This window comes from Erwinia sp. Leaf53 (genome assembly GCF_001422605.1).
Classification (GTDB): domain Bacteria; phylum Pseudomonadota; class Gammaproteobacteria; order Enterobacterales; family Enterobacteriaceae; genus Erwinia.
On sequence record NZ_LMLK01000003.1, the window covers coordinates 357,494 to 382,853 of the forward strand.

Sequence of the window (25,360 nt, forward strand, 5' to 3'; positions counted from 1 at the left end):
CAATGAAATTCACCTTCGCCCCCTGGCTGTTTCCTTTCCTTGCACTGTCTCCGTTTGTCCGGGCAGAAGTTCACCCTGCACCGGCGCACGAGGCATCCCAGTATCGTTTCCCAGCCGCGCTGTGGGGAATGCTGAAGAGCGGGCTCGACGTCCCGGTGCTACTGGAAAATCGCCCGGCAGGCACCGACGCCGCCGCCCCCTGTAATGATACCTGCTATCTGCAGATCGGCCGCGCTTCGCTATTTACCGACGCCGATCGGCTGGGGCTGCGCAACGTAATGATTGAAAACAACGATAGCGACGTGCGCCTCTCCCCGGAACTGCTGACGCTGCTTGGCGGCGACAGCGATCGTAAGTTTGACCCGCAAATGAAGATGACAATCACACCCTGGGCATGGTTTACGCTCGACGTCGTCAGAATGCGGCTGATCCTGCACGTGTTACAGCAGGGCTACGGCATCAGAATAAAACCCCGACAGTATGATATCGATGACCCAACGTCACAGGGGCTGTCCTCGACGCTCAGTTACCAGTTTGGCGGCTACAGCAGTCGTAGCGCCCGGGGGATGACCAGTAACTCAGGCTACCTCAACGCTAACGCTCTGCTGTCGCGCGGTATCGATCATCTGATCGTCGACTCCGCAATGTATGTCGGTAACAGTTTCTCATCCGATCGCGGCGGGCGCATCAACGCCGCGCTGTGGGAGCGTGACTACAAAGGCATGCGCTATGCGGCCGGCGTTCTGGACAGCTGGAAGATGCAGTCGGTCGGTAATATTACTGCCCTCGACGGTGGTGAAGTCTACGGTTTTTCCGTCGGCAATGCCGCCAGCTCACGTAAGCGTGAGAAGTCGCTGTCATTAACGCCGGTGGTCGTGTTCTTTGCCACCGCCGGCGAGGCGCGTATCTACCGCGAAGGCAAGCTGATCGGCATTCAGCGCTTTGACGTCGGCAACCATGAAATTGATACCTCACAGATGCCTTACGGTATCTACAGCGTGGATGTCGAAGTGGTCAGCGGCGGAAAAGTTCTGTCACGCAGCCCATTCCACATCAACAAGCCGTTCTCAGCGGACATCACCGAAGACGTACGCTGGCAGCTCTGGGGCGGTGCTTACCATCGCAATAACTCCTGGGCTAATAATGAAGACGACATTAAAACGACCTATGACCGCAAGCGCAAAGAAATGTTGTCGCTGCTCGGCGTATCGCTCGGCAAGAGCTATCGTCGTCTTGAGTGGAATCTCTCCACTTATATGTTGAAAAACCAGGCCATTGGCGAGCTTTCGCTCTCCGCCAGAATTCTCTCCTGGTTCTCACTGAACACCCAGGGTATGAGCTCCAGTGACGGCAGCAAGCGCACCAACGTGGGTAGCAACGTCACGCTGCCCTGGAACGCCGGTAACGCATGGCTGAACTACAGCAAGTTATCAACAGGGCGTTTCCTTGCGCTGTATGAAACGCAGGGCGTCAACTGGGGACTGGCGCTGAATATCCCGTCGGTGGGCTTTTATAACGGCGGCATCGTCACCTTTAATGAAGATCGCGATACCGTCTATGGCTACGTGCGACGCAGGCTGGATTACTCGCAGTCTCTTTATGCCGGGCGCTATGGCACCGTCAGAATGCGTGCCGGAGCGGCCAGCAACACGACCCGTAACCGTACCACGCGCCATGATCGGGAGCGTTTTGTGATGCTGGACTTCGCGATTCCCATTGGCAACGCCATCTCCGTTGGCCTGTCGCACTCGCGGGATGCCGGCACCAACCTCAACATGACTGCCAGCCGCCAGTTTGATAATGACTACCTGAAAAGTATGTCGGCCAACCTGTCGAAAGCCTTTTCAGGTGGCGTAGGCCGGGATCTGGCCGGCGGTGTGCTGGCCAATATCGATACCCCTTACAACAGCAACAGCCTGAGCGTACAAACCGACAACCAGCGCGGCTGGAACACGACGCTGACCAGTCAGGGGTCTCTCGGCCTGGCCGGCAGCCATCTCGGCGCCGGTAAAGAGCCGGGTAACGCCGGAGTGCTGATCGATACCGGTCTGAAGGGCGATGCAAAACTGATGCTTGACGTAGACGGCACTGCCAGGGCGCTGACCGGCAACCGTAACTATATCCCGCTGCGTGCCTACAACCGCTATCAGCTGTCGCTGATGAACAGCGCTGAGGATCTCGACAGCTATGAGGTCAGTAGCGGTGCCAAAAACAGCGTGACCCTTTACCCGGGCAACGTGGTCTATCTGCAGCCGCAGGTGCGCAAGATTGTTACGGTGTTCGGCCGTCTGCTGGATGGTCAGGGTCAGCCGCTGGCCAACCGTAAAATCAAGAACCGCTTCGGCCTGGCGGAGAGCGGCAGCGACGGTCGTTTCGTTATTGACGTGGATACGCAGCACCCGGTGCTGAACATCGAAACCTCTGACCAGAGCCAGTGCGCTATCGATCTGCAGATTAAACCGAAAACCGGTGCGCAGTGGATCGGAGACGTGCACTGTCAGCCACAGCAGCTGGCGCTGCAGCCCACACATCCATCCGCAGGGAACAGAAAATCATGAAAAGAGCGATCGGTTTACTGGCGTTCAGCACGTTTGCCGTCGGGGCAGTTGATCTCCCTTATATCGCCGTGCACAGCAATGATGCCAGAGGCGGCGGTAACAGCATCGCCGTTTACAGCCTGAATGCCGGAACGCCCCTGTTGGCCGGCCCGGCAGAGTATCCCGTACTCAGCGATAACCCGGCCAGAACCGTGGCGACCTATGTCCCCGCCAGCGTCACAGAAGCCGGTATTGCCAGCTATGACGAAGATGCCCGCTGGAAATATCAGATTGAAGGCTTTAGCGGCACCGGCTTCAAGGGCAGTTTCTGCGTCAGCTGCCCGGGCGGTATAACGCCGCCGGTGGCGGTTAGCGATACTGCTATCACACTGAAGTACAACGTGCTGGGCGGGATCTACAGCTCGAACGGCCTGATCCTCAGCGATACCTTTCTGCACTACCTGGCCACGCTGCCACCAGGGGCGAAGACAACCATAAATACGTCGGTGAAGGGGCGTTATGAGGAAAAATCGCAGAGCAACACGCTGCTGAAACGCGGCGATATGACTCTGCACAACGCCAGCCGGCTCGAATTTGTTATTGACCCGATCAGCGGTGAAGTCTCACTGCACACCGCCAACAGCAGAAACCAGTGTACGCCCTACACCCGGCTGGTGATGCCCGGCATGCTGTGCAGCATCCTGAACATCAGTTACCAGGGTAGCATGCCCGATCTCTCCGCCGGTCCGCTGAAACTGACGGCCAGCGGCATCAACCCGCTGCTCACTAAGTTTAATAACCGCGGGTTAAGCATTGATTACACCTTCGATGAGCAACTATGGAGCTCACTGTCGAACGCCACATCGGGGAGTGCAAAGCAGCTGGCTAACTCGCTGATCGCCGCCGCGGCAAAAAATGGCGGTAACGCTACGATGAAGGTGTTTTTCCCTAACGACTTTATTATGGCGGTGGCCACCCAGGGCCAGGCCAGCGATCTGACCGATATCGTCACCCTGTGCCTCAATCCGGACTACAGCCGCATCGGCGCCGACTTCTGTTTCAAACCCGGCGAGGGCGTAAGTATCCGGCCGATTGCACCCAGCATCGAGATCCGCCCGGATAACCCCGACTATAAGCTTGATCCCAACGGCTTCGGCGGCAGCGGTAAGGGCAAAATTGGCGACAGTAAACCGGTCACCATCCCCTTTACGCTGCTGACCACTGCCAAAGAGCCGGCCATGGCGATAAGTGTCAGCGTTACCGGCAGCAGCCAGGCCCTGCGGGGCCAGGATTACTGCCTGTTCCGCGGCGTCGGGGCCGCCAGCAACGTTACGGTGCCGGTACCGGGCTTTCTGCTGGCCGGGCTGGGGCAGCAGCGCTACCCGCAAAGCTGCAACGGGCAAAAAATAGCTATCCCCGATCCGAGTCACTCGCCGACGTCCTGGGAGCAACAGCCGTCAGGCATCAACGGCTACACCCTGTGGCGTGCGCCGCTGATCCTCGGCTTTACCATGAACGATCCAGTCTCGACCAAAACCTTCTCAGGAGATTCCTGGGATGGCGTAGTTGACGCCGAAGGCACCATTGAGGTTAAAGCCACATGGAAATAGGTCGCGCGGCAGCCTGGCTGTTCGCCGCCTGCAGCCTGCTACCGGCCCGCACATCGGCTCTGCTGCTTGAAGATCTGAACATTGACCTCAATCCGGAAAAGCAGGTGCGCTTTGTTCCGCTCAGCAATAACGGCCCGCGGCGCAGCATTTACACCCTGAGCATGGTGCAGGTCAGCGTGCCCAAAGCGCAGGGAACGGAGAGCGAAATTAACGACGGCAGCCTGATGTGGTCGCCGCAAAAGCTGTTGCTGTCGCCGGGGGAGCGGGCCGGGTTCAAGCTCTATTACAGCGGCCCGAAAGACGATCGGGAGCGTTATTACCGGGTCACGTTTACCGAAACCCCGCTGGCTGCGGTACCGCTACCGTCCGGTAATGCGCAGACCCGTTCCGATTTCCGCATCGCCATCTCGGCAATTGTGATTGTCCGGCCGGCGCGCCTGCGCTTCAGCTACCGGATAACCGACAGCGAAATCATCAATACCGGCAACAGTTACTTTAAGTACATGGCGGCTCAGGGCTGCAGTAAAAAATATCAGCAGGCGATCTATCTGGCCCCGGGAGAGAGCTGGTCGTTTCAGCCGGCTGAACGCGGTGCCAAAAAGATCGTCGTTTTTGAAAACCAGATTATTCCTGTCAGTCACTGTGACGAAACAGGAAAAAACCGGTCAATGCCAGGTGGCATTGGTCTTAAGCAGTAAGTACACAAAACAAAGGACGTAATACATGAAAGTCATCTCTTTTACGCAAGCGCAGCGCGTGGTGGGCGGTGCTATGAACCCCGTTGAGGGGCTGATTAAGGGTGCGCAGCTGGGTTATGAAACCGGCTCTGATGTTATGGGGATCCTGGGTGGCCTGGTCGGCGGTATTGTCTGCGGCATTGGCGGTTTCCTCGGGGCGCTGGTAGGCAGTTTTAAGTGATTAACAATTGGCAACTCTTTCAGATACATAACAGAGGGAATTAATTATGCGAGCAGTAAGTGAACAACAGGCAGAGAAAATTGTGGGCGGCTGGGATCCTTTTGGTGCCGCCCTTTCCGGCGCAAGAAAATGCTTTGACGTCGGAAATAAGATCCTCGGCCCGCTGGGCGGCACGGTCACCGGGGCGTTAGGCTTTCTCGGAGGCTTAATTGCCGGCCTCGTTTCCGCTTAACCGGTTATAGCGTTTCAGGCCCGCCTATGCGGGCCTTTTTTTCACTCAATAAGACACGCCACTTTATGTTTCTGTTTAGCCATAAAAAAGAACTGACCACCCCGATGATCCGCCAGCATGAGTACACGGAATGCGGCCTCGCCTGCCTGGCAATGCTGCTGGGGCACTACGGCCATCACGCCTCGCTCAGCCAGCTGCGCCGTCAGCATAGCGTCTCCGAAGAGGCCGGTACCTCGTTGTTTGACCTGCTCAACTGGTCAACAGGCTACGGCTTCACCGGACGGGTGCTGCAGGGCACCTTTGCTGAACTGACAGAAATCCGCCTGCCGGCCATCGCCTTCTGGCGCGGCCACCATTTTGTGGTCATTACCCACTTCAGCGCGAAGCAGGTTACCGTTCACGACCCGGCCAGCGGCGTCAGGCACTATCGCCATCGGGAAGCCGCCGCGCTGTTTTCCGGTTACGTACTGGAGCTGCAGCCGGGACCGGTCTTTATCCGTCAGGAGGCGCAGCCGGAACAGACGCTGCGCCTCGGCGCACTGAGCGGCCTGATCGGCCACCTGCACCGGCGACAGCTGGCGTTGCTGCTGTTTTCACTGTTCTGCCTGCTGCTGATGTTGATCTCGCCTTCCTATCTGCAGCTGGTGGTGGATGAAGCGGTGGCACGCAACGATTACGATCTGGTGATACTGCTGACGCTGGTGTTTGCCATCGTCTTTGTCTTCGACGTTGCCAGCCGCCTGCTAAAACAGATACTGGAAATCTGTATGCGTAACTTCGCCTATGACGACCTGAGCCAGACCGTGCGTAGCCTGCTGCTTCGTGCTCATCCGTCATGGTTCCGTACCCGGCCGAGTGGCATTATTCTGGCGGTGGAAAAGTCGCTGCACGCCTGCGCCGAATTTATCAGCAACGGCTATATCGCTATGCTCTCCTCCGCGCTGATGGCACTGTGCAGCCTGGTGTTTATGCTGTTCTACAATCTGCAGATCGCGATGATTACGCTGGTGTCAATGGCACTGTTTTTTATGCTGCGTTTTATGCTAATCGGCCCATGGCAGCGGGCGGTCGATCGGTCAATCCTTAAAACCGCTGAATATGAATCACTGCTGGTGGAGACGCAAAAAGGCATCATTACGCTAAAGGCGAACAATATGGAGGCCAACCTCAGCCAGGTGCTGGAAGTGGCGATGCGCCAGCATATAGCCGCACTGATTAAGAAAGAGCGATTGCTGGCCCGCTTTGACGCCACCTCGCTGGCGGTTATCAACATCGAACAGCTAATCGTGGTCGGCTACGGCGCCTGGTCGGTGATGCAGGGCAGCATGACCCTCGGCATGCTCTTTGCCTACCTCAGCTACAAACGCTACTTCGCCGATGGGGTGATGCAGATCGCGCAAAAGCTGTTAGAAAAATCTTCGCTGCGAGGGCCACTGGAGCGTCTGGCCGACCTGATACACTATCCGCAGGAAGCAGAGCGTTTCGGCGATCTTCCGCTGGGCCCGGTGGCGAATATTGAGTTCGACGACGTCAGCTTTAGCTGGCCGGCAAAAGCGGCAACGCTGAAAAATCTCAGCCTGTGCCTGAAGCGCGAGCAGGAAACGGTGATCATTGGCCGCAGCGGATCGGGTAAAACCACCTTCCTGCGCCTGATCTGCGGCATGCTCAACCACAGCAGCGGCGAGATCCGCATCAACCAGCGGCCGGTGACCGACTGGCAGCTGAGCTCACTTCGTGAGCGTATTCGCATCGTTCACGCTGACGATACGCTGTTTACCGGCACCCTTGCCGAGAATGTCGCCAGCTTTGCCGCTGAGATCGACCATCCCCGGGTCAGATCCGCCTGCAGGCTGGCCGAAATTGACACCATCGTCGACGCCCTTCCCCACGGCTATGAGACGCCGTTTGTCCCCGGCAGCCCGTTTTTCTCCGCCGGGGAAGTACAGCGGCTGGTGCTGGCGCGGGCGCTCTACTCAAAGCCCGACTGGCTGCTGTGCGATGAGGTCACCGCTAACCTCGACAAGGTAACAGCACAGCACGTGCTGGCGAACCTGAGGGGCTCAGGCATCGGTCTGGTTCTGGTGACCCACTCGCCGGAACGGGTCTACCAGCAGGGACAGCTGCTCAGTCTGGAAAACGGGTCACTGGCAGCGGTGGATGCAGCGGAGGTGCTGGCATGAGCTTCCTCAACTGGCTGGCACGGCGCTATCAGCAGCAGGCACCGCTGCCGCCGGGTCAGGTTTCTGCGAAGCGCTTCTCCCGCATCTACCCGGTTAACGTCCCCGGCTTATCGCGGTTGGGTCTGTTGCTGACGGCGTTTATCGTCAGCCTGTTAGTCTGGTCAGTGGTCATGACCTTTTCGGAAACCACCCAGGCACGGGGCACCGTCATCAGCAGCGCCGGTGAGGCACAAATCCGCGCCCGGGTGGCCGGCACCCTTGTCGATATTCCGGTAAAACTGGGTCAGCGGGTAGAGAAGAATCAGGTGTTGTTTACGGTGGCGCAGGACTATGGTGGCCAGCAGGGATCGGTGCCGGCTTTTGAAGCCGCGCGTTACCGTCAGGAACAGCAGGAGGCACAGACGCGCATTGAGGAGCTGGCGCAGTCCGTCACCCAGCTGAAGGACAATTTGCAGCAACAGCAGTTGCTGATCGACCGGCAGATAGCGGCCGCCCGCATTAAGATTCGCCAGAGTCGTGCGCTGGTCAGCAATACTCGTGCCACGCTGGAGGCCTGGCAGAAAATGCAGCATGAGGGCTACGTAGCGCATAACGAACTGAACAAGCACAACAACGACTACCTGAACGCCGAACTGAATCTGCAGCAGGAGGAGTCCGGCTTACTGCAGTTAAAGAGCAACCAGCGCGAGCTGGCCGATAATCACAAGGTCCAGTTCAACGAGCTGGCTAACCAGTCCCTCAGCTTACGCAACCGTATCAGCGAGATTGAGCGCACGCTGGCCAGCCGCGGTAGCAAAACGCTATCAATGCTGGCACCCGCCAGCGGCTACGTGGTGGCGATCAATTTTCCGCCCGGCCATGCGGTCGGTCAGGAGAATGAAGTGGTAATGGTGGTACGCCAGCATCTCAACAGCCCGCTGGAAGGTTATATCTACATTCCCTCCTCCGGTGCCGGACGCATTCGTGAAGGGGAACGGGTCAGGGTCCATTTTGACGCCTGGCCAGTGGACAAGTACGGTGCCGTTAACGCACGGCTGAAGGCGTTCTATCCGGTGAGCATTGACGCCAAATCTGCGCTGCTCCCGCTGCCTCAGGGGCAGAGCTGGTATCTGGCACGCATTGACCTGCCAGCCAGTTTTATCGATGCCGATCGCCAGACGCGTCTGATCATGGACGGAATGACTTTCTCGGCGGATGTGGTGCTGGATACCCGGCCGGTGATCGCGCTGTTAATTGCACCGTTAAACCGGATACGCACGCGTTTCCTGGGCTATGGTGATGCATAATCACCGGAATCTGATTAAAACAGCGTTATAAAAAAACGGCGGCCACCCACACCGTGGTAGCCGCCTTCTCTGTATTACTGGCGAGGTCGGGCATTAATCAACCCGGTTTACCTTCGTTGATCTGTACACCGCCGGCAACCCCCGCCTCAAGCACCTGTTTATACCAACGGGCGATGACCAGCGGTGGGCCGTCAATCAGTTTGACCTCGCCCTGCTTATTACTCAGCTGCAGACAGGTTTTGCCATCGTTGCGGATAACAAAATCAGCCCGGCTGACAGAATAGGTGTGTGTATCAATGTTTACCTCCTTATCCGTCGCCAGCACCGTCCCCAAACGTACGGGGAGCGAAATACACAGCGTAGAAGATTTAAACGCATCGTGCGCCAGGGTCACCTTTTGCGAGATATTCAGCCCCTGCAGGTAACCCTGCTCGGTCAGGCTGATATCGAAAGGCGTACCATTGCTGACGGTAAACTGCAGCAGCCCTGCCTCTTTCAATCTGAATATCGACCGGCGAACGTTTGAATCGAACGTTTTCTCGCCCTCACGTTCTTTCAGCCAGGAAATGATCGATTTCAGCTGCGTTGCTGCGATTCCCCCGCGCTTCATCTCCATAAGAACTTTGATAATCTTGTTCTGTAAAGCCGATCTTCGAAACGATTTTTCGGAATCAGTCATAAACCGTACTGGGCACCTCCCTCAGACTTTAGGAATAGTTAGCCCTGCAAAGGCGCACTTCACAGAGTAACGACTTGGACTACGCTCTCACTTGTATTGCGACTGCGCTATTAATCAGGGTTAAGGTCACACCACAGGCTGACGGTAACCGACGGACGACCGAAGATACGGATAATAGTTTGTATCGCAATATCGTCTTATCAAGTTGATTTTGAAAAAAATTAAACACTAATTGAGACTGTATCAAAAAGTCATCTGGCTGGGATATCTTGTGGCGGAACCTGAAACTTCAGCATCGAAATTCCACAGTCAGAACAAATTATACTCATCAGAGAATTTTTCGCATTACGAAAATTCCTATACGTGATGCTGAGCAGATATCTTACGCGCACCGCAGGCTGTAAATCTTTCCTGTAATAACCCCAGGAGTGATAATTAAACATATTGTTAATACTCTCTTTTTCAGCTCATCGCATTATTAAATATAGCTAAAAAAACCCATTTTTCCAGCCGGACGTCTCCGGCCTGATTTTTCGGGGGCAGAAGAGTGATGGTTTAAATCACATCCCGGTATTCCGGCCAGGCAACGTGCGCGGCATCGGCCGGACCAAACCCGGCAAACAGTTCACCCTGGAAATTGATCACCCCTGCCGCCTCCAGCCACATCCACTCTTCCGCCTGGGTGATACCGGCAGCGACCGCGACAATTTCCATTGCCGAGCAGCAGCGGATAATCGCCTGCACCACCGCCTGCTTAGGCCCGCTGCGGTGGATGTCACGGATGATGCTGGCATCGATCTTTAAGCGTTCCGGCTGAATGCGCGTCAGCAAAGACAGCCCCGCCGCACCGGCACCGAAGTTGTTGATACACAAGCTGATACCGGCAGTTTTCAACGCGATTACGCCGGACATCAGCGCGCTAACGTCAGCCGGCAGCATTTTCTCATCGAGGCTGATCACCACCTGTTCCGGCACCAGCCCGGCCTCCCTGACCTGACGGGCAATCACCGACGCCACCGCAGGCACCGTCGCCAGCGTGTGCGCGGCCAGGCTGACGTTAAGCAGGGTTTTGTTATCGCGGCGATCGCTCCAGGCCGCCAGAATATCCTGCAGGCGCTGCAGATCGGCGGTGGCGTCCGGCAACTGCACGGCATCATTTGCGCTCAGGCACACGCCCGCCAGTTCACCGTCCACGGCGTTGACCTCCCGCGCCAGCGGATCGACGATCGGCTGAAAAAGTACCGGCGGGTGGCCGGCGTCATGGGTGGCCGGCGCAGCGTCGCGGACGGCCGCTGGCCCGGCGACAAACTCCCAGTATTCACCCGGCAACACTTCGTAATAATTCTCTTTTTCACGCGCCTCAACGAAGGTGCGCAGGAACTGCAGCGCGCGATCGTTATAGGTCAGCTGATAGCGCGTGGTGCCTTTATCCAGCACCGCCTGCAGCACCTCTGACTTGTCATAATCGCGCAGGTCGAACAGCTCCATCCCGGCGTTACCGAAGCGCCTGAGAGGGGCATAGTCGCGCATCAGCTCGACCAGATTATGGTGCTTTTGATCGGCACAAATGCGCTGGTAAACGGCCTGCACACCTTCGTATGGCCCCTCCAGCAGCTGAAAAAAGTGCGTACCGTTAAACAGCAGGATACCGGTGACCTGGTGATGCGCGTTAAACGCGCTGGCCTTACTCACCAGAGTGGGCAGAGTTTTTACCGGCACATGCTCAGCGAGATGACTACGGTAAAGAATGGTGGTCAGCATCGGCTGCTCCGGTTGGGTTATCGGGGGCGCTGGTATTAAAAATCAGTCGCGTAAAATGAAACGGTTAATAAATATTTGCATGAAAATGGACGACTTGAAAGTCTCTGTTATGTAACAGGGATAGCCCCTGCGCCTCTGTTTTACTCATTAACAACCGCGTTATTAATTTTAACGGTCGGACATCACCCTGCGAAGGAGTAAAAAACATTAACCTGAGTGCTGCAAAGTTGATCTGTTTTGAGGTGATTAGGCAAAATAACACCTGTTAATCACCTAAACGATCGTTTTTGCTAACTGAAATGAGGTGGATTTTAAGATATTTCGGAAGTCGCGCAGTGCTGGCTACCGGGTGATTAAGCTGAGAAATTTTTTTTTTGGCGAATGACGCCGCGTCACACTTTGCCGCAGGAGTTGCGTACGGCCAGGTGCGTGTCTCTGTTCACAATGATGAGATTTGAATAATAATCAACCAATAACGCTGTTCTGACCCACATTAACCCTGAGGTTTCACCCGCACCACCTCCTTTTCACTCCCGTCAAAAAAAAGGAGTGGTTGCAAACTGATTGCCGATAAAAACGATATTTCGAAGATAACGGTCAGAAAGAATGAAAGTTATCAGAAATGATAATCAGTGCTCTTCTAAATCACCTTTGCAGCGGATGAAATTATTTACACCCGTGACAGCTAAAAAACCAGCGCCAAATTATACAGTTAAAAATGAATTGTACAGATATGTTTTCAGCTGTACCAACCCCTGTGATAAATAATTATGCTATTTACTGTTCTTTATTGTTCTTTTCTGTGCATGATGGAATACACGCAAACTCCGGCGGCTTTTGTCCTGCCTGTGAGAAATAAATTTGATTGCTCAGTTAAACAACAAAACGCAGCGGCCAGGCGAGGGATAATATGTCGACAGGTTTAAGCGAAACAGATGAACTCCGCGCCGTGATGGGCGCGGCGGTAACGACCATCATCAAAGCCGGGCAGCCGGTGACCCGGCTCAGCCTGATCGCCACGCTGACCCTTCTTGGCGGCCAGACCACCGACTCCCGGCGGCAACGCGTCTGCATCCGGGCACGCAGCCTGCTGGGAGAATACTTCACCTAGCCCTCTTCCCGCCGTTTGATCGCCTCAGCGGACGCTGCCGCCGCAGCGCTGCGTCAGCCAACGCCACAGCCACTCCAGCGGCCCCTGTCTGAACCGCTTGAGCCACAGCCACGAGAACAGCAGATTGACTGCCCAGATTGCCGGCACCATCAGCAGCAGCTGCGCGCGGCTGAACTGGTTAAACCACCCCAGACTGTTAAACAGCGTGGTACAAATCAGCGTCTGCAGCAGGTAGCTGGAGAGCGCCATGCGGCCTACCCGGCTAACCGCCGCGGTTAAACGCTCCGGCAGGGCCGGCCAGTAGCCGAAGCACAGCGCGGCGTAGCCCAGCGACTGCAGCGGGGCGCCGATCTCACGCGGCACCTGCAGGAAAAAACCGCTCCAGCGGAAATCCCAGCCGGTCAGGTACTGCAGTACGATTGACGGCAGCTCAATCGCCATCCCGGCCGCCACCAGTCGCCATCCGGTGCGGCGGTAGTGGGCCGTGTCGAAGTGCCCCTGCAACCAGCCGTTACGCATCAGCGCAGCGCCGATCATCATCAATCCCGCCAGCTGCCAGACGTACTGTACCGCCAGCGCGATCAGCGCATCACCGACCATATCCAGCCGGTTCAGCAGCGCCTCGCTGCCGCCGTGGGTGCGCCAGAAGGTTTCGTACTGAACCGCTGCCGCCCCCGGCAGCCAGCCGCTACCCGGCTGTGAACCGGCCCCCATACCCAGCACCACCAGCACTCCGCTGCCAACCAGATACAGCAGCAGGCCGGTGTTAATCAGCTGACGAGGCGTCGCCACATCGCGGATCATCCGCCACACCAGCAGGCCGGTCAGCCCGTAGGCCAGCAGAATATCCCCCTCCCACAGCAGCAGCCCGTGCAGCAGACCCAACACGCACAGCCAGATAAGGCGTGACTGCAGCCAGCGCCCGCCACGCGGCAGCAGCAGCTGCAGGCCGGCACCGAACAGCATGGCAAACAGGGTGAGAAATTTGGCCTGCGCCAGCAGATCCTGCGCCGCCCAGACCAGAAACTCACCGACGGTGGGCATCCCCTGCCAGGCCGGATTGACGTAAGCGGCTTTCGGCAGCGCAAAGGCGATAATGTTCATCAGCAGAATGCCAAGGATGGCAATGCCACGGATAAAGTCGAGGGTTACGATGCGGGGCATGATGGAGGTTCCGTCAGGCGGAGCGCTCCGGGCGCCCCGCCGGGTAAGGCTAATTAGCTGTGGCGCACCGCGCGCAGGAACTCCTGACGGGTGTTCTGGCTGGACTTAAACAGGCCGCCCAGCGAGGTGGTGGTCGTGGCGCTGGTGGCGTCGCGGATGCCGCGCGCCTTCACGCAGTAGTGCACCGCGTCAATAGAAACGGCGACGTTGTTGGTGCCGAGCAGGGTCTGCAGCGCCAGCAGGATCTGCTGGGTCAGACGCTCCTGCACCTGCGGGCGCGAGGAGAAGAACTGCACGATGCGGTTAATCTTCGACAGGCCAATCACCTTGTCTTTCGGGATATAGGCCACCGTGGCCTTACCGTCGATAATCACAAAGTGGTGCTCGCAGGTGCTGGTCAGCGTAATGTCGCGCACCGTCACCATCTCATCAACCTTCATCTTGTTTTCGATCAGGGTGATTTTCGGGAAGTTGGCGTAGTCCAGGCCGGAAAACACCTCGTTAACGTACATTTTTGCGATACGTTTCGGCGTTTCCATCAGGCTGTCATCGGTCAGATCGAGGTTCAGCAGCTGCATAATCTCGGTCATATGGCCGGCGATCAGCCCGCGGCGGGTTTCATCATCCATTTCACGTGCTGGCGCACGTAACGGGGTTTCCAGACCACGGGCGAGCAGCGCCTCGTGAACAAGTGTGGCTTCCTGACTCAACGTCGCCATGTGCTTTTCTTCTCCGGCAGGTAAAAGCCGGGCATCGCGCGCCCGGCCGGGAATTCTGAGGCGGTATTCTGGTACACATTGGCCGCGTAATCCAGTGAATCAACCCTGTCAGTGATAAAACAGTGTCAACTGACGCCGCCAGCGCGCCGCCAGACCAGTATACCTGCCAGCAGCAGTGCGGCGGCGGCCACGTACAGCGCCGGAGCCAGCTGCCCGGTCAACGCGGTAGCGATCGCCGACAGCAGCGGCCCGGCGAGCTGGCCGATGGCATAGCCGGTGGTCAGCAGGCCGGCCATATAGCGGCTGTGCTCCGGCGCCAGTTCACGGCCATACTGCAGCGAGAGCTGCACCACGCAGAGGAAGCCGCCGCCCACCAGCAGCGCCCCCACCAGCAGCCCGGCCAGACCCGGCAGCCGGTCGCTGGCCAGCACCCCCGCCCCCTGCAGCCAGAGGATCACCGCCAGCCGCCGGTTGCTCTGCCCCACGCGGCGGGTAAGAATGCCGAGCAGGATCCCCAGCACCGCTGCGCCGCCAAACACCGGCCAGACAAACTGAGAGACGATGCCAGGAAAGCGTTCGCTGGCCATCTGCGACAGAAAGGTGGCCGGCAGAATATAGCCGAAGCCCGCCAGGCTGTAGCTCAGCACCAGCCGCTTCAGCCCCGGCGTCAGCACCAGCGGCTCCGGCACGCTCTGCGGCCGGTGCAGATCGCCGCGCCGGGGCAACGAACGGGCGATGCTCACCACCAGCAGCAGCGCCAGCACCCCATAGGCCAGCCAGGCCCAGGCCGCGCTGGCTGCCTTACCGTGCAGCCAAACCGCCAGCAGGCCGCTGAGGAAAATGCCGGTACCCGGCCCGGCAAACACCAGGGCGCTGAGCCCAGGGCGCTGGTAACGGTGCAACACCTCATTGCTCCACGCCGCCACCAGCACCATCGCCCAGCCGCTGGCCCAGCCGATAACAAAGCGCAGCAGTCCGTGCAGCCACGGCCCTTCCACCGCACCTGAGAGCAGCGTCAGTGCCACCCCGCCCCACACGCCGGCCTGCAGCCGCCACTCCACCTGCCGCCGGGCGCGCATAGCGTCAAATGAACCGCACAGGTAGCCAAGATAGTTAAGCGCCGCCACCACCGCGGCGCTGGTCAGCGTCAGCTGATGTTCAGCTATCATTAAAGGGACCTGCGGGGTAAAGGCAAAGCGGCCGATGCCCATTGCTACCACCAGCGCCAGAAAGGCGCTTAGCGCCACGCGTACAGCCATGATGATGTTCCTTACTCTTTTAACGGTTGCCTGTAGCGTATCCGCCGGATATACTCACGAAAAGTGAATAATTAAAAACAAGTTACTTACAAATAGAGAACACATGGATCTGACCCAGCTAAAAATGTTCTGCGCGGTAGCGGAAAGCGGCTCGGTGGTACGCGCCGCGGAGCAGCTGAACCGCGTGCCGTCGAACCTCACCACCCGCCTGCGCCAGCTGGAAGAGGAGCTGGGCAGCGATCTGTTTATCCGCGAAAAGCAGCGGCTGCGGCTGTCACCGGTCGGCCATAATTTTCTCTGTTATGCGCAGCGCATTCTGGCGCTGAGCGAAGAGGCGCTGGCGATGACCCACAGCGGCGAACCGGCCGGTCATTTTGCCCTCGGCTCGATGGAGAGCACCGCCGCCAGCCGCCTGCCGGAGCTGCTGGCCGCCTTTCACCAGCGCTATCCGGCGGTGACGCTGGCGCTGACCACCGGCACCTCCGGCGAGATTATCGATCGGGTGCGCGCCGGTACGCTGGCCGCGGCGCTGGCCGATGGCCCGGTTAGCGGCGACGACCTCAACAGCTGCGTGGCGTTTCCTGAGCAGATGCTGTTGATCAGCAGCCTGGATCATCCGCCGATCGGCCAGCCAGCCGACGCCGCCGCCGCAACGCTGTTTACCTTTCGCAACAGCTGTTCCTATCGCAGCCGTTTTGAAAACTGGTATCGCGAAGCCGGTGTGCAACACGGCGCGGTCATGGAGATCTCCTCTTACCACGCGATGCTGGCCTGCGTCGCCAGCGGTGCCGGGCTGGCGATGCTGCCGGCGTCGGTGCTGGCGCTGCTGCCCGGCCACCAGCGGGTGCGTCAGCACCCGTTACCGGCGGAGCTGCGCGATACCGCCACCTGGCTGGTGTGGCGGCGTGATGCCTTCACCCCCAATGTGAAAGCGCTAAAGTACCTGATTATTGAGCAGTTTGATGAGAAGTCGAGCGCTTAATGGATTTTTTCCGATAGCCAGACTGAATCTATACCCCACCGCCCACGACCGCACCCCGGCGTGAGGCGACCACAGGAGCAAGAAATGCAGATGATTAAAACGCGTGCGGCCGTTGCCTGGGCAGCCGGCGAACCCCTGAAGATTGAAGAACTGGATCTGATGCCACCGCAGAAGGGCGAAGTGCTGGTGCGCATCACCGCCACCGGCGTCTGCCATACCGACGCCTACACCCTCTCCGGCAAAGATCCGGAGGGCGTGTTCCCGGCGGTGCTCGGCCACGAGGGCGGCGGTATTGTTGAAGCGGTCGGCGAAGGCGTCACCAGCGTGGCGGTGGGCGATCACGTGATCCCGCTGTACACCCCGGAGTGTCGCCAGTGTAAGTTCTGCCTGTCCGGTAAAACCAACCTGTGCCAGGCGATCCGTACCACCCAGGGCAAGGGCCTGATGCCGGACGGCACCACCCGCTTCTTTAAAGACGGCCAGCCGATCTTCCACTATATGGGCACCTCCACCTTCTCTGAGTACACCGTGGTACCGGAGATCTCGCTGGCGAAAATCAGCAAAGAAGCGCCGCTGGAAGAAGTGTGCCTGCTCGGCTGTGGCGTCACCACCGGTATGGGCGCGGTGCTGAACACCGCCAAAGTTAAAGAAGGCGATACCGTGGCAATCTTCGGCCTCGGCGGCATCGGCCTGTCGGCGATTATCGGCGCGAAAATGGCGAAGGCCGGCCGGATCATCGGCATCGATCTGAACACCAGTAAGTTTGACCTGGCGCGTAAGCTGGGTGCGACCGACCTGATCAACCCGAAAGATTTCGATAAGCCAATCCAGGAGGTGATCGTTGAGATGACCGACGGCGGCGTTGACTTCTCCTTCGAGTGCATCGGTAACGTTAACGTGATGCGTGCGGCGCTGGAGTGCTGCCACAAGGGCTGGGGCGAATCGGTGATTATCGGCGTTGCCGGTGCCGGTGAAGAGATCGCCACCCGTCCGTTCCAGCTGGTCACCGGCCGCGTGTGGCGCGGTTCCGCCTTCGGCGGCGTGAAGGGCCGTACCGAGCTGCCGGGCATCGTCCAGCGCTATATGGACGGCGACTTCCAGCTTAACGACTTTATCACCCACACCCTGCCGCTGGAGCAGATCAACGAAGCGTTCGATCTGATGCACGAAGGCAAATCGATCCGTACGGTGATTCATTTCGATAAATGATTAGAAATTTTGCCTAAACAGAAGGTGTTGTATCAAGGCGGCAAGTGAGGACATCCCCGGGAGCATAGACAACTATGTGACCGGGGTGGCCGAGCGCAGCCAACGCAGAGACAACGCCTTCTGTGACGGCAAAAGGAGGAAAAGTGGCTGATAATATGGAACTACTCGAAGAACACCGCATGCACGGCGGCTGGCAGCAGCGCTACCGCCATCAGTCGGCGGTGCTGAACTGCCCGATGACCTTCAGCATCTTTCTGCCGGAGCCGAAGGACGATATTCCGCCGCCGGTGGTCTGGTTCCTCGCCGGGCTGACCTGCACCGATGAGAACTTCAGCGTTAAGTCCGGCGCACAGCGGGTCGCCGCCGAGCTTGGCCTGGTGCTGGTGATGCCGGATACCAGCCCGCGCGGCGAAGGCGTGGCGAATGATGAAGGGTACGATCTTGGCCAGGGCGCGGGGTTCTACCTCAACGCCACCCAGGCCCCCTGGTCGGCGCACTTCCGTATGTATGACTACATTAACGACGAACTGCCGGCGCTGATTGCGGACCGCTTTAAGGTCAGCGATCGTCAGGCGATCATGGGGCATTCGATGGGGGGCCACGGCGCGCTGACCCTTGCGCTGCGTAATCCGGGCAAGTTCAGCTCGGTCTCCGCCTTTGCTCCGATCGTCAATCCGCTGGAGGTTCCGTGGGGCCAGAAGGCCTTCCGCCACTATCTTGGGGACGATCGTCAGGCGTGGAAAGAGTACGACAGCTGCTGGCTGCTGAGCCAGACCAGCGACCAGCTGCCGATGCTGATCGACCAGGGCGACAGCGACCAGTTCCTCGCCGACCAGCTGCGGCCGGAGCGTCTGGCCGCCTTCGCCCGCGATCGCGGCTATCCGCTGACGCTGCGCATCCAGCCCGGCTACGATCACAGCTACTTCTTTATCGCCAGCTTTGTGGAAGATCACCTGCGCTTCCACGCGAAACATCTGCTGGTGTAGCCTTTGCCCGTGGCGGCAATGTAAAAAGGGGCAGCCTGTGCAGGCTGCCCCTTTTTTGCTGAACAGGCCAGCGCCAGTCCGTTAATCCCGACAGACTTCAGCCCCCCGGGCCGCAAAACCTGACAGACGTTAACTGGCCGGGCCGTCCGGGACCTGGCCTGCCGGCCATCCTTTAACGCGCCCGATGCCGGCTCAGGCCACATCCCCCACCAGGCCATCAATCAGCACCTGCGGCGTACCGTGCGAACAGCGCTCAATGCGGCCGCGCACGCCGTAGACTTTCGCCAGGCTCTCCGGGGTGATCACCTCCTCCGGCGCACCGTCGGCAATCAGCCTGCCGTTCTGCAGCATCAGCACGTGTTCGCTGTGGCGCAGCGCGATGTTGATGTCATGCACCACCACCACGGTCACGATATTGCGCTGGCGGGTCTCGCGCGCCACCAGGTCCATCACGTGGAACTGGTAGTTAAGGTCGAGGGCGCTGAGCGGCTCATCGAGCAGCAGCAGCTCCGGGCGGCGGATCAGCGACTGCGCCAGCCCCACCAGCTGCTTCTGCCCGCCGGAAAGCTGATCGAGGAAGCTCATCGCCAGGTGGGCGATGCCCAGCTGTTCCAGCAGCGCCATCACCTCGGCTTCGCTGGCGGCGGTGCTGCGTCCGCCGGAGGCGCGCTGCGCCACGATAATCGACTCCAGCACGTGCAGGTGTACCCCGGCCGGCAGCGACTGCGGCAGGTAGACCACCCTTGATGCGCGGCGGGCAAACGGCAGGCTCATCAGCTCGTCACCGTTCAGCCACAGCTCACCTCTGGCCTTATTCAGCCCGGCCAGCGAGCGCAGCAGCGTCGACTTGCCGCAGCCGTTCGGCCCCAGCAGCACGGTGATTTTACCGCGCGGCAGCAGCGGAATGTTCAGGTCGGTAATCACCTGACGTTTTGGATAACCGGCGCTGAAGCCGCTGATTTTCAGTCCCTGCATCAGATATTCCCCCGATGGCGCAGAATAATACTCAGGAAGAACGGCACGCCGACCAGCGAGGTCACGATACCCACCGGAATGATCACCCCTGGCAGGATGTTTTTCGACGCCACAGAGGCCAGCGACAGCACCAGCGCCCCGGTCAGCGCGCTGGCCGGCAGGTAGAAGCGGTGATCTTCACCGAACACCATGCGCGCGATGTGCGGCGCGACCAGGCCGATAAAGCCGATTGGCCCGACAAAGGCCACCGCCAGCGCGGAGATAATACTGATGCGCAGCAGGGTGCCGAGGCGCAGACGACGCACGTCGATGCCAAAGCTCACCGCGCGATCCTCCCCCAGCCGCAGCGCGGTCAGTTTCCAGGCGCTCATCATCGAGATAGGTACCAGGATCAGCAGCGCAATGCTCAGCACCGCCAGCTTGTCCCATGATGAGCGCGCCAGGCTGCCCATGGTCCAGAACACCAGCCCCTGCAGGGTATCTTCGCTGGCGATAAACTGCATCATCGACACCAGCGCGTTAAAGGTGAACACCAGCGCGATGCCAAACAGCACCACCCCGGAGGTGGAGACCTGGGTCCAGCGGGTGACCGCGTCCAGCATCAGCGCGGCCAGCAGCGCAAACACAAAGGCGTTAGCGGAGATAAACCACTGGTCGGGAATGCCGGGAATGCCGATGCCCAGCACGATCGCCAGCGCGGCGCCGAAGGCGGCGGCAGAGGAGACGCCGAGGGTAAACGGGCTGGCCAGCGGGTTATTGAGGATGGTCTGCATTTCGGCACCGGCGAGGCCCAGCCCCAGCCCCACCACCACCGCCATCAGCGCATACGGCAGGCGGATATCCCAGACGATCACCCGGGTACCGGCATCCACCGACTCCGGCGAGATCAGCGTCTGCCACAGGGTGGCCAGCGACAGCCCGGACGGGCCAAGGGTAAAGTCGAGCAGCAGCGAAGCGAGGATCAGCAGCAGCAGCCCGCCCATAATCAGCAGCCGGTGCCGCAGCACCTGGTGATAACGGCCCATCGCGCCGTCGGGCGGGGTTTGGTCGGCGGACTGCGCCGAATCAACGCTTACACTCATCTTAAGACCCTGTTTCTCTGGTGAGGCGGCTACGCCAGCATTACGGCGGTAAAAGTAACGAAAACAAGAATAGTTATCAATGATATTCGTAACGGCGGTTAACAAAAAAAGGGCGCGAATAATCGCGCCCGGCAGGTTATTTCCGCTTACTTCCTGAAGGTGGGGAACTCCATTTCCCGGTACTTCACCACGCGGGTTTTGTGCGTCCAGCGGTAACCCAGCCAGATCGCCAGGAACAGCGGCAGGCCAATATAGGTCGCCGCCACCCCGCCCCAGTCGATGGTATCGGCGAGGAACGCCTGATAGTTCTGGCCGAGGGTAATCATCAGGCACAGGACAAAGGCGAAGATCGGCCCGAGCGGGAAGAAGCCGGAGCGGTACGGCAGGTCGGCCAGATCCCGGCCCTGCGCCATATAGCCTTTACGGAAGCGGTAGTGGCTGATGGCGATCCCCAGCCAGGCGATAAAGCCGGTCATCCCCGAGGTGTTCAGCAGCCACAGGTAGACGGTCTGGTTGCCAAACATCGAAGAGAGGAAGCACAGCCCGGCGACCACGGTAGTGGCATACAGCGCGTTGCGCGGCACGCCGCCCTTCGACAGTCGGGCAAACATGCGCGGCGCTTTGCCTTCACAGGCCAGGGTATAGAGCATCCGCGTGGAGGCGTACATGCCGGAGTTCCCCGCCGACAGCACCGCCGTCAGGATCACCGCGTTCATCACCGCCGCCGCCGACAGCAGGCCGGCGTGCTGGAACACCAGCGTGAACGGGCTGACGCTGATGTCTTTCACGTCGTTGCGCAGCAGGCTCGGGTCGGTGTACGGGATAATCAGGCTGATCACCAGAATGGCAAACACGTAGAACAGCAGGATGCGCCAGAATACCTGACGCACCGCGCGCGGAATATTTTTCGCCGGGTCTTCTGACTCACCGGCCGCAATGCCGATCAGCTCGGTACCCTGGAACGAGAAGCCAACGATCATCGCCACGCCAATCATCGCCGCAAAGCCGCCGGCGAACGGCGCGTCGCCGGTCTGCCAGTTGTGCCAGCCGGCATTTTCAGCCCCGTGCAGAATGCCGACGATCATCGCCATGCCAACGACAATAAAGATAATCACCGTCACCACTTTAATCAGCGAGAACCAGTACTCCGCTTCGCCGAAGCCCTTCACCGAGATGTAGTTAAGCAGGAAGATCAGGCCGAGGAACAGCGCGCTCCAGATCCAGCCCGGGGTGTCCGGGAACCACCAGTTCATCACCAGCTGTGCGGCGACGAGGTCAACGGCGATGGTCACCGCCCAGTTGTACCAGTAGTTCCAGCCCAGCGCGAAGCCGAAGCCCTCTTCAACGTACTTTGAACCGTAGGTGGAGAACGAGCCGGAAACCGGCATAAAGGCGGCGAGTTCGCCGAGGCTGGTCATCAGGAAGTAGACCATCAGGCCGATCAGCGCGTAGGAGAGCAGCGCACCGCCCGGCCCCGCCTGAGAAATCGTGGCGCCGGAGGCGACAAACAGACCGGTACCGATCGAACCGCCAATGGCGATCATCGTTAAGTGGCGGGCTTTAAGTACGCGCCTTAAGCCAGGTTGTTGTGTTGTTTTTGTGTCATGATCCATGTGTTACCGCTGTCTGTGTCAAAAATGAGGCGCGATTATAGCAACCTGCCGCAGCGCGTATAGTGATTACCCTCGGTTATAAGTTAGGTTCATAATTTTGCCATAATTATTAGTTATGGCAGTTTTCGCAAGCGCGCTGGCCGCCCGGCTGAGGCCGGTTACGTCCGCCAGGGCCTACTCTTTACAGTAACTAAGGAAACGTTCCAGCGCCTTCGACAGGTGCTTCTGCCGGTGATGAATGCGGTACAGCGTGCGTTTCAGCTTCGGCAGTGGCGACGGCAGCGGCAGTTCCACCAGCGTGCCAATCTCCAGCTGCTCGGCGATCACCCGGCGTGACAGGCAGCTGACGCCCATCCCGTGGCGCACCGCGTGCTTGATCGCCTCTGAGTTACCCAGTTCCAGCGCCAGCTCAAAGCTCGGCAGGTGCGACAGCAGCAGATAATCGACGATCTCCCGCGTGCCGGAGCCGTGTTCGCGCAGGATCCACGGCGCTTCAGCCAGGCTGGCCAGCGTCACCGGCTGGCTGAGGATCGCCGCGTCGGGCGCGGTAAACACCACCAGATCATCCTCCAGCCAGGGCTCGGTCACCAGTTCAGCCATATGGCAGGGCCCTTCGATCAGGCCGATATCGGCCTGAAAATCGGCCACCGCGGTGATCACGTCCTGGCTGTTGCCGACGCTCAGCTCCAGCGGCAGCGTCGGGTAGTCGCGGCGGTAGCCGGCGATCATTCCCGGCAGCAGATAGTTGCCTATAGTGCTGCTGGCGGCAATGCGCAGCGCGCCGTTATCGTCGCGGAACAGCTGCTGGATCTCCTGGGCCTGCTCCAGCAGCCCGACGGCGCGTGGATAGAGCAGTCGCCCGTGCTCGTTCACCACCAGCCGCTTCCCGACCCGGTCAAACAGCTGTACGCTAAGCTGCCCCTCCAGATCGGCCAGCGCGGCGCTGACCGCCGACTGCGACAGCGACAGCACCTGCGAGGCCTGGGTGGTGGAGCCGCTTTTTAACACTTCGGCGAAGACTTCCAGCTGGCGTAGCGTAATGTGCATAATCCTTCCCCTTCTGACTCTTGCTTCAAAAATGGCACTTAATGCCGATCGCTGCGTCGGCTGATTAATACTTATAGTGGTAGATTTCCAATATATAACCCGTGATTCTTTTAAGCAAATACGCGGCTCTTAAACTGCCTGTGGAGCAACTTCACTGACAGCTTACACCGGCAGGTGGGCTTTATACGGCATCTGTGAAGGCCATTTTCATCAAAACCTGCGTTCACCGCACGTTTGCAGTTATCATAACCGGCAGTAAAATCGAGTCATTAACAGGAGTAAGGCATGAAATTTATCGGTGCCCACGTTAGCGCCGCTGGCGGCGTGGACCAGGCGGTGAAACGCGCGGCAGAAATCGAAGCCACTGCCTTCGCGCTCTTTACCAAGAATCAGCGCCAGTGGCGCGCCGCGCCGCTGACGGATGAGGTGATTACCGCCTTTAAACAGGCGTGTGAGCAGTACCGTTTTACCCCGGCGCAGATCCTGCCCCACGACAGCTACCTGATTAACCTCGGCCACCCGGTTGAGGAGGCGCTGGAAAAATCCCGCGAGGCGTTTCTCGATGAGATGACCCGCTGCCAGCAGCTGGGGCTGAGCCTGCTCAACTTCCATCCGGGCAGCCATCTGCAGCAGATTAGCGAAGAAGCCTGCTTAAAGCGCATCGCCGAGTCGCTGAATATCGTGCTGGATAAAACCGAGGGCGTGACCGCCGTGATTGAAAATACCGCCGGTCAGGGCAGCAATCTGGGGTTCCGCTTCGAGCACCTGGCGGCAATCATCGACGGCGTGGAGGATAAATCCCGCGTCGGCGTCTGCATTGACACCTGCCACGCCTTTGCCGGCGGCTACGATCTGCGCAGTGAAGAGGAGTGTGAGAACACCTTTGCCGAATTTGAACGGGTGGTGGGTTTTCAGTACCTGCGCGGCATGCACCTGAACGATGCCAAAAGCGCCTTTAACAGCCGGGTTGACCGCCACCACAGCCTCGGCGAGGGCAATATCGGCAAGGCCGCCTTCAGCTGGCTGATGAAAGACCCGCGCTTCGACGGCATCCCGATGATTCTGGAAACCATCAATCCGGATATCTGGATCGATGAAATTGCGTGGCTTAAGTCGGAGCAGGTGTCGTCATAGTCGCGCAATCGCGGATGACAGATTAAGCCAGCATCAGGTTTGCGAAGCGGGCTTAACACCGCATGTTGTAAGAGCCCACGATAATGTGGGCTCAGGAAGGATGCGGACAGGTGCTTATCTGCACCGATTTAAACCGGATAAATGCGCCCGCTTCCGCCAGGCATCTCAATGTTCAGACTGACCTTTCCGCCCAGTGCCTCAACGTACTTTTTTAAAGTCGCCAGCTTAATTTCCTCGCCTCGAGACTCAATCGCCGTAATGGCTGGCTGGCTGACGCCCATTTTAGCGGCCAGTTCACTCTGTGAAAGATGCTGTTCTTCACGTAACTGCCGCAAACGGATCTCAAGAATTTTTGCTTCCGTTTTCTCGCGAATACGCTGTTGAGACTCCGCAGAGCGCTCGGCAATCAGTTGGCTCAGTTTGGTCATGTGCTTATTCCTTCCAGATGCTTCGTGTATTCTGCATCAGCGATTTTTATCATCTCGCTGTAAAATCGCTTACTCTTCTGACCGGTTTTATCCCCCGCACACAGCACAATAGCCATTCTCAGGGGGTCAAAAGCAAAGAATGCCCTTACAGGGCGCCCGTTACTCTGAACACGCAACTCTTTCATATTTTTGAATGCAGAGCCTTTAATCTGATCAACATCTGGCCGTCCCAGTCTGGGTCCAAACAGCTCAAGCGTCTGCAGGCTGGAAAGCACGTCCTCAATCATGGCTTCATCCTGACTTCTCAACCACCGGTCAAAACGTTCTGTGGTATCAACAATCCATTTCTCCACCGCCAAATTCCTTTACTGTACACGTTGAGTCTAGCACTTTATATAAACCACAGTTTATATTTTTAGTTTTACGAGCGGGTCCGGATAAGAGGCAA

23 protein-coding genes are annotated in these 25,360 nt (G+C 58.6%); 12 read left to right on the forward strand and 11 right to left on the reverse strand.

Annotated features, from left to right (window positions below; all coding sequences use genetic code 11):
- Positions 1 to 2: 2 nt before the first annotated feature.
- The 7 genes from ASF13_RS05410 (at position 3) to ASF13_RS05440 (ending at position 8,763) form a co-directional block, all read left to right on the forward strand.
- On the forward strand, positions 3 to 2,558 hold the full coding sequence (locus ASF13_RS05410) for a CS1-pili formation C-terminal domain-containing protein (RefSeq protein WP_082502290.1): 2,556 nt from the start codon (positions 3 to 5) through the stop codon (positions 2,556 to 2,558).
- Positions 2,555 to 4,147, forward strand: a complete 1,593-nt coding sequence (locus tag ASF13_RS05415; protein ID WP_056233366.1) for a hypothetical protein — start codon at positions 2,555 to 2,557, stop codon at positions 4,145 to 4,147. Before ASF13_RS05410 ends, ASF13_RS05415 begins: the two co-directional genes overlap by 4 nt.
- Positions 4,138 to 4,845, forward strand: coding sequence for a fimbria/pilus periplasmic chaperone (locus ASF13_RS05420; RefSeq protein ID WP_056233367.1), 708 nt, complete (start codon positions 4,138 to 4,140; stop codon positions 4,843 to 4,845). The genes ASF13_RS05415 and ASF13_RS05420 overlap by 10 nt, the downstream gene beginning before the upstream one ends.
- A gap of 25 nt (positions 4,846 to 4,870) precedes the next feature.
- Complete coding sequence (locus ASF13_RS05425) at positions 4,871 to 5,065, forward strand: hypothetical protein (RefSeq protein ID WP_056233370.1); 195 nt, start codon at positions 4,871 to 4,873, stop codon at positions 5,063 to 5,065.
- Positions 5,066 to 5,111: 46 nt separating this feature from the next.
- Positions 5,112 to 5,297 carry a hypothetical protein gene (locus ASF13_RS05430; RefSeq protein WP_056233371.1) on the forward strand — a complete coding sequence of 62 codons (186 nt, stop codon included), beginning with the start codon at positions 5,112 to 5,114 and terminating at the stop codon, positions 5,295 to 5,297.
- A 65-nt stretch (positions 5,298 to 5,362) separates the two neighbouring features.
- On the forward strand, positions 5,363 to 7,477 hold the full coding sequence (locus ASF13_RS05435; RefSeq protein ID WP_056233488.1) for a peptidase domain-containing ABC transporter: 2,115 nt from the start codon (positions 5,363 to 5,365) through the stop codon (positions 7,475 to 7,477).
- The gene (locus tag ASF13_RS05440) at positions 7,474 to 8,763 is read left to right on the forward strand and encodes an HlyD family secretion protein (protein WP_056233372.1); all 1,290 of its coding nucleotides are present in this window, start codon (positions 7,474 to 7,476) and stop codon (positions 8,761 to 8,763) included. The genes ASF13_RS05435 and ASF13_RS05440 overlap by 4 nt, the downstream gene beginning before the upstream one ends.
- A 97-nt stretch (positions 8,764 to 8,860) precedes the next feature.
- On the opposite strand, the gene ASF13_RS05445 is transcribed toward ASF13_RS05440, so the two are convergent.
- Both ASF13_RS05445 and ASF13_RS05450 read right to left on the reverse strand, forming a co-directional pair.
- Positions 8,861 to 9,442, reverse strand: a complete 582-nt coding sequence (locus tag ASF13_RS05445; RefSeq protein ID WP_146005498.1) for a hypothetical protein — start codon at positions 9,440 to 9,442, stop codon at positions 8,861 to 8,863.
- A gap of 555 nt (positions 9,443 to 9,997) precedes the next feature.
- A complete protein-coding gene (locus ASF13_RS05450; protein WP_056233375.1) occupies positions 9,998 to 11,203 on the reverse strand; it encodes a diguanylate phosphodiesterase in 1,206 nt (401 codons plus the stop codon).
- 910 nt (positions 11,204 to 12,113) lie between these two features.
- Here ASF13_RS05450 and ASF13_RS24230 point away from each other — a divergent pair.
- Positions 12,114 to 12,314, forward strand: a complete 201-nt coding sequence (locus tag ASF13_RS24230) for a hypothetical protein (protein ID WP_146005499.1) — start codon at positions 12,114 to 12,116, stop codon at positions 12,312 to 12,314.
- Between the two features lie 24 nt (positions 12,315 to 12,338).
- On the opposite strand, the gene yeiB is transcribed toward ASF13_RS24230, so the two are convergent.
- The 3 genes from yeiB to ASF13_RS05465 all read right to left on the reverse strand — a co-directional run bounded on the left by yeiB (position 12,339) and on the right by ASF13_RS05465 (position 15,456).
- Positions 12,339 to 13,478 (reverse strand): DUF418 domain-containing protein YeiB, encoded by a 1,140-nt coding sequence (gene yeiB, locus ASF13_RS05455; RefSeq protein ID WP_056233377.1) that lies wholly within the window; start codon positions 13,476 to 13,478, stop codon positions 12,339 to 12,341.
- Positions 13,479 to 13,531: 53 nt separating this feature from the next.
- Entirely contained in the window at positions 13,532 to 14,197 is a 666-nt protein-coding gene (folE, locus tag ASF13_RS05460) for a GTP cyclohydrolase I FolE (protein ID WP_056233378.1), read from the reverse strand.
- A 125-nt stretch (positions 14,198 to 14,322) separates the two neighbouring features.
- On the reverse strand, positions 14,323 to 15,456 hold the full coding sequence (locus tag ASF13_RS05465; RefSeq protein ID WP_056233380.1) for a YbfB/YjiJ family MFS transporter: 1,134 nt from the start codon (positions 15,454 to 15,456) through the stop codon (positions 14,323 to 14,325).
- Between the two features lie 103 nt (positions 15,457 to 15,559).
- Between ASF13_RS05465 and ASF13_RS05470 the strand changes: the two genes are divergently transcribed.
- The 3 genes from ASF13_RS05470 to fghA all read left to right on the forward strand — a co-directional run bounded on the left by ASF13_RS05470 (position 15,560) and on the right by fghA (position 18,633).
- Positions 15,560 to 16,438 (forward strand): LysR family transcriptional regulator, encoded by an 879-nt coding sequence (locus ASF13_RS05470; protein ID WP_056233382.1) that lies wholly within the window; start codon positions 15,560 to 15,562, stop codon positions 16,436 to 16,438.
- Between the two features lie 84 nt (positions 16,439 to 16,522).
- Positions 16,523 to 17,647, forward strand: coding sequence for an S-(hydroxymethyl)glutathione dehydrogenase/class III alcohol dehydrogenase (locus ASF13_RS05475; protein ID WP_056233385.1), 1,125 nt, complete (start codon positions 16,523 to 16,525; stop codon positions 17,645 to 17,647).
- A 143-nt stretch (positions 17,648 to 17,790) separates the two neighbouring features.
- Positions 17,791 to 18,633: an S-formylglutathione hydrolase gene (fghA, locus tag ASF13_RS05480; RefSeq protein WP_056233387.1), complete on the forward strand. Its 843-nt coding sequence runs from the start codon at positions 17,791 to 17,793 to the stop codon at positions 18,631 to 18,633.
- A gap of 192 nt (positions 18,634 to 18,825) precedes the next feature.
- Here fghA and ASF13_RS05485 read toward each other — a convergent pair whose 3' ends face one another.
- From ASF13_RS05485 to yieE, 4 genes are all read right to left on the reverse strand, one after another.
- Positions 18,826 to 19,608, reverse strand: coding sequence for an ABC transporter ATP-binding protein (locus tag ASF13_RS05485; protein WP_056233388.1), 783 nt, complete (start codon positions 19,606 to 19,608; stop codon positions 18,826 to 18,828).
- Positions 19,608 to 20,690: an iron ABC transporter permease gene (locus ASF13_RS05490; RefSeq protein WP_056233391.1), complete on the reverse strand. Its 1,083-nt coding sequence runs from the start codon at positions 20,688 to 20,690 to the stop codon at positions 19,608 to 19,610. Before ASF13_RS05490 ends, ASF13_RS05485 begins: the two co-directional genes overlap by 1 nt.
- Before the next feature lie 146 nt (positions 20,691 to 20,836).
- Positions 20,837 to 22,303, reverse strand: coding sequence for an amino acid permease (locus tag ASF13_RS05495; protein WP_056233393.1), 1,467 nt, complete (start codon positions 22,301 to 22,303; stop codon positions 20,837 to 20,839).
- Between the two features lie 174 nt (positions 22,304 to 22,477).
- Positions 22,478 to 23,350, reverse strand: a complete 873-nt coding sequence (gene yieE / locus ASF13_RS05500) for a DNA-binding transcriptional regulator YeiE (RefSeq protein WP_056233395.1) — start codon at positions 23,348 to 23,350, stop codon at positions 22,478 to 22,480.
- A gap of 285 nt (positions 23,351 to 23,635) precedes the next feature.
- Between yieE and nfo the strand changes: the two genes are divergently transcribed.
- Entirely contained in the window at positions 23,636 to 24,484 is an 849-nt protein-coding gene (gene nfo / locus ASF13_RS05505; RefSeq protein WP_056233397.1) for a deoxyribonuclease IV, read from the forward strand.
- Between the two features lie 128 nt (positions 24,485 to 24,612).
- On the opposite strand, the gene ASF13_RS05510 is transcribed toward nfo, so the two are convergent.
- Positions 24,613 to 24,912, reverse strand: a complete 300-nt coding sequence (locus tag ASF13_RS05510; protein ID WP_056233399.1) for a helix-turn-helix transcriptional regulator — start codon at positions 24,910 to 24,912, stop codon at positions 24,613 to 24,615.
- Positions 24,909 to 25,265 carry a type II toxin-antitoxin system RelE/ParE family toxin gene (locus ASF13_RS05515; RefSeq protein WP_072166293.1) on the reverse strand — a complete coding sequence of 119 codons (357 nt, stop codon included), beginning with the start codon at positions 25,263 to 25,265 and terminating at the stop codon, positions 24,909 to 24,911. The genes ASF13_RS05510 and ASF13_RS05515 overlap by 4 nt, the downstream gene beginning before the upstream one ends.
- Positions 25,266 to 25,360 lie beyond the last annotated feature (95 nt).

Excerpts from the sequence above, each read along its gene's own strand:
- yieE (WP_056233395.1), bottom strand. The coding sequence starts at position 23,350 with ATGCACATTACGCTACGCCAGCTGGAAGTCTTCGCCGAAGTGTTAAAA.
- ASF13_RS05410 (WP_082502290.1), top strand. The coding sequence starts at position 3 with ATGAAATTCACCTTCGCCCCCTGGCTGTTTCCTTTCCTTGCACTGTCT.
- ASF13_RS05510 (WP_056233399.1), bottom strand. The coding sequence starts at position 24,912 with ATGACCAAACTGAGCCAACTGATTGCCGAGCGCTCTGCGGAGTCTCAA.
- ASF13_RS05465 (WP_056233380.1), bottom strand. The coding sequence starts at position 15,456 with ATGGCTGTACGCGTGGCGCTAAGCGCCTTTCTGGCGCTGGTGGTAGCA.
- yeiB (WP_056233377.1), bottom strand. The coding sequence starts at position 13,478 with ATGCCCCGCATCGTAACCCTCGACTTTATCCGTGGCATTGCCATCCTT.
- nfo (WP_056233397.1), top strand. The coding sequence starts at position 23,636 with ATGAAATTTATCGGTGCCCACGTTAGCGCCGCTGGCGGCGTGGACCAG.
- ASF13_RS05440 (WP_056233372.1), top strand. The coding sequence starts at position 7,474 with ATGAGCTTCCTCAACTGGCTGGCACGGCGCTATCAGCAGCAGGCACCG.
- ASF13_RS05420 (WP_056233367.1), top strand. The coding sequence starts at position 4,138 with ATGGAAATAGGTCGCGCGGCAGCCTGGCTGTTCGCCGCCTGCAGCCTG.
- ASF13_RS05425 (WP_056233370.1), top strand. The coding sequence starts at position 4,871 with ATGAAAGTCATCTCTTTTACGCAAGCGCAGCGCGTGGTGGGCGGTGCT.
- ASF13_RS05445 (WP_146005498.1), bottom strand. The coding sequence starts at position 9,442 with ATGACTGATTCCGAAAAATCGTTTCGAAGATCGGCTTTACAGAACAAG.
- ASF13_RS05450 (WP_056233375.1), bottom strand. The coding sequence starts at position 11,203 with ATGCTGACCACCATTCTTTACCGTAGTCATCTCGCTGAGCATGTGCCG.
- ASF13_RS05490 (WP_056233391.1), bottom strand. The coding sequence starts at position 20,690 with ATGAGTGTAAGCGTTGATTCGGCGCAGTCCGCCGACCAAACCCCGCCC.
- folE (WP_056233378.1), bottom strand. The coding sequence starts at position 14,197 with ATGGCGACGTTGAGTCAGGAAGCCACACTTGTTCACGAGGCGCTGCTC.
- ASF13_RS05485 (WP_056233388.1), bottom strand. The coding sequence starts at position 19,608 with ATGCAGGGACTGAAAATCAGCGGCTTCAGCGCCGGTTATCCAAAACGT.
- ASF13_RS05470 (WP_056233382.1), top strand. The coding sequence starts at position 15,560 with ATGGATCTGACCCAGCTAAAAATGTTCTGCGCGGTAGCGGAAAGCGGC.
- ASF13_RS05495 (WP_056233393.1), bottom strand. The coding sequence starts at position 22,303 with ATGGATCATGACACAAAAACAACACAACAACCTGGCTTAAGGCGCGTA.
- ASF13_RS05415 (WP_056233366.1), top strand. The coding sequence starts at position 2,555 with ATGAAAAGAGCGATCGGTTTACTGGCGTTCAGCACGTTTGCCGTCGGG.
- ASF13_RS05475 (WP_056233385.1), top strand. The coding sequence starts at position 16,523 with ATGCAGATGATTAAAACGCGTGCGGCCGTTGCCTGGGCAGCCGGCGAA.
- ASF13_RS05435 (WP_056233488.1), top strand. The coding sequence starts at position 5,363 with ATGTTTCTGTTTAGCCATAAAAAAGAACTGACCACCCCGATGATCCGC.
- ASF13_RS24230 (WP_146005499.1), top strand. The coding sequence starts at position 12,114 with ATGTCGACAGGTTTAAGCGAAACAGATGAACTCCGCGCCGTGATGGGC.
- ASF13_RS05430 (WP_056233371.1), top strand. The coding sequence starts at position 5,112 with ATGCGAGCAGTAAGTGAACAACAGGCAGAGAAAATTGTGGGCGGCTGG.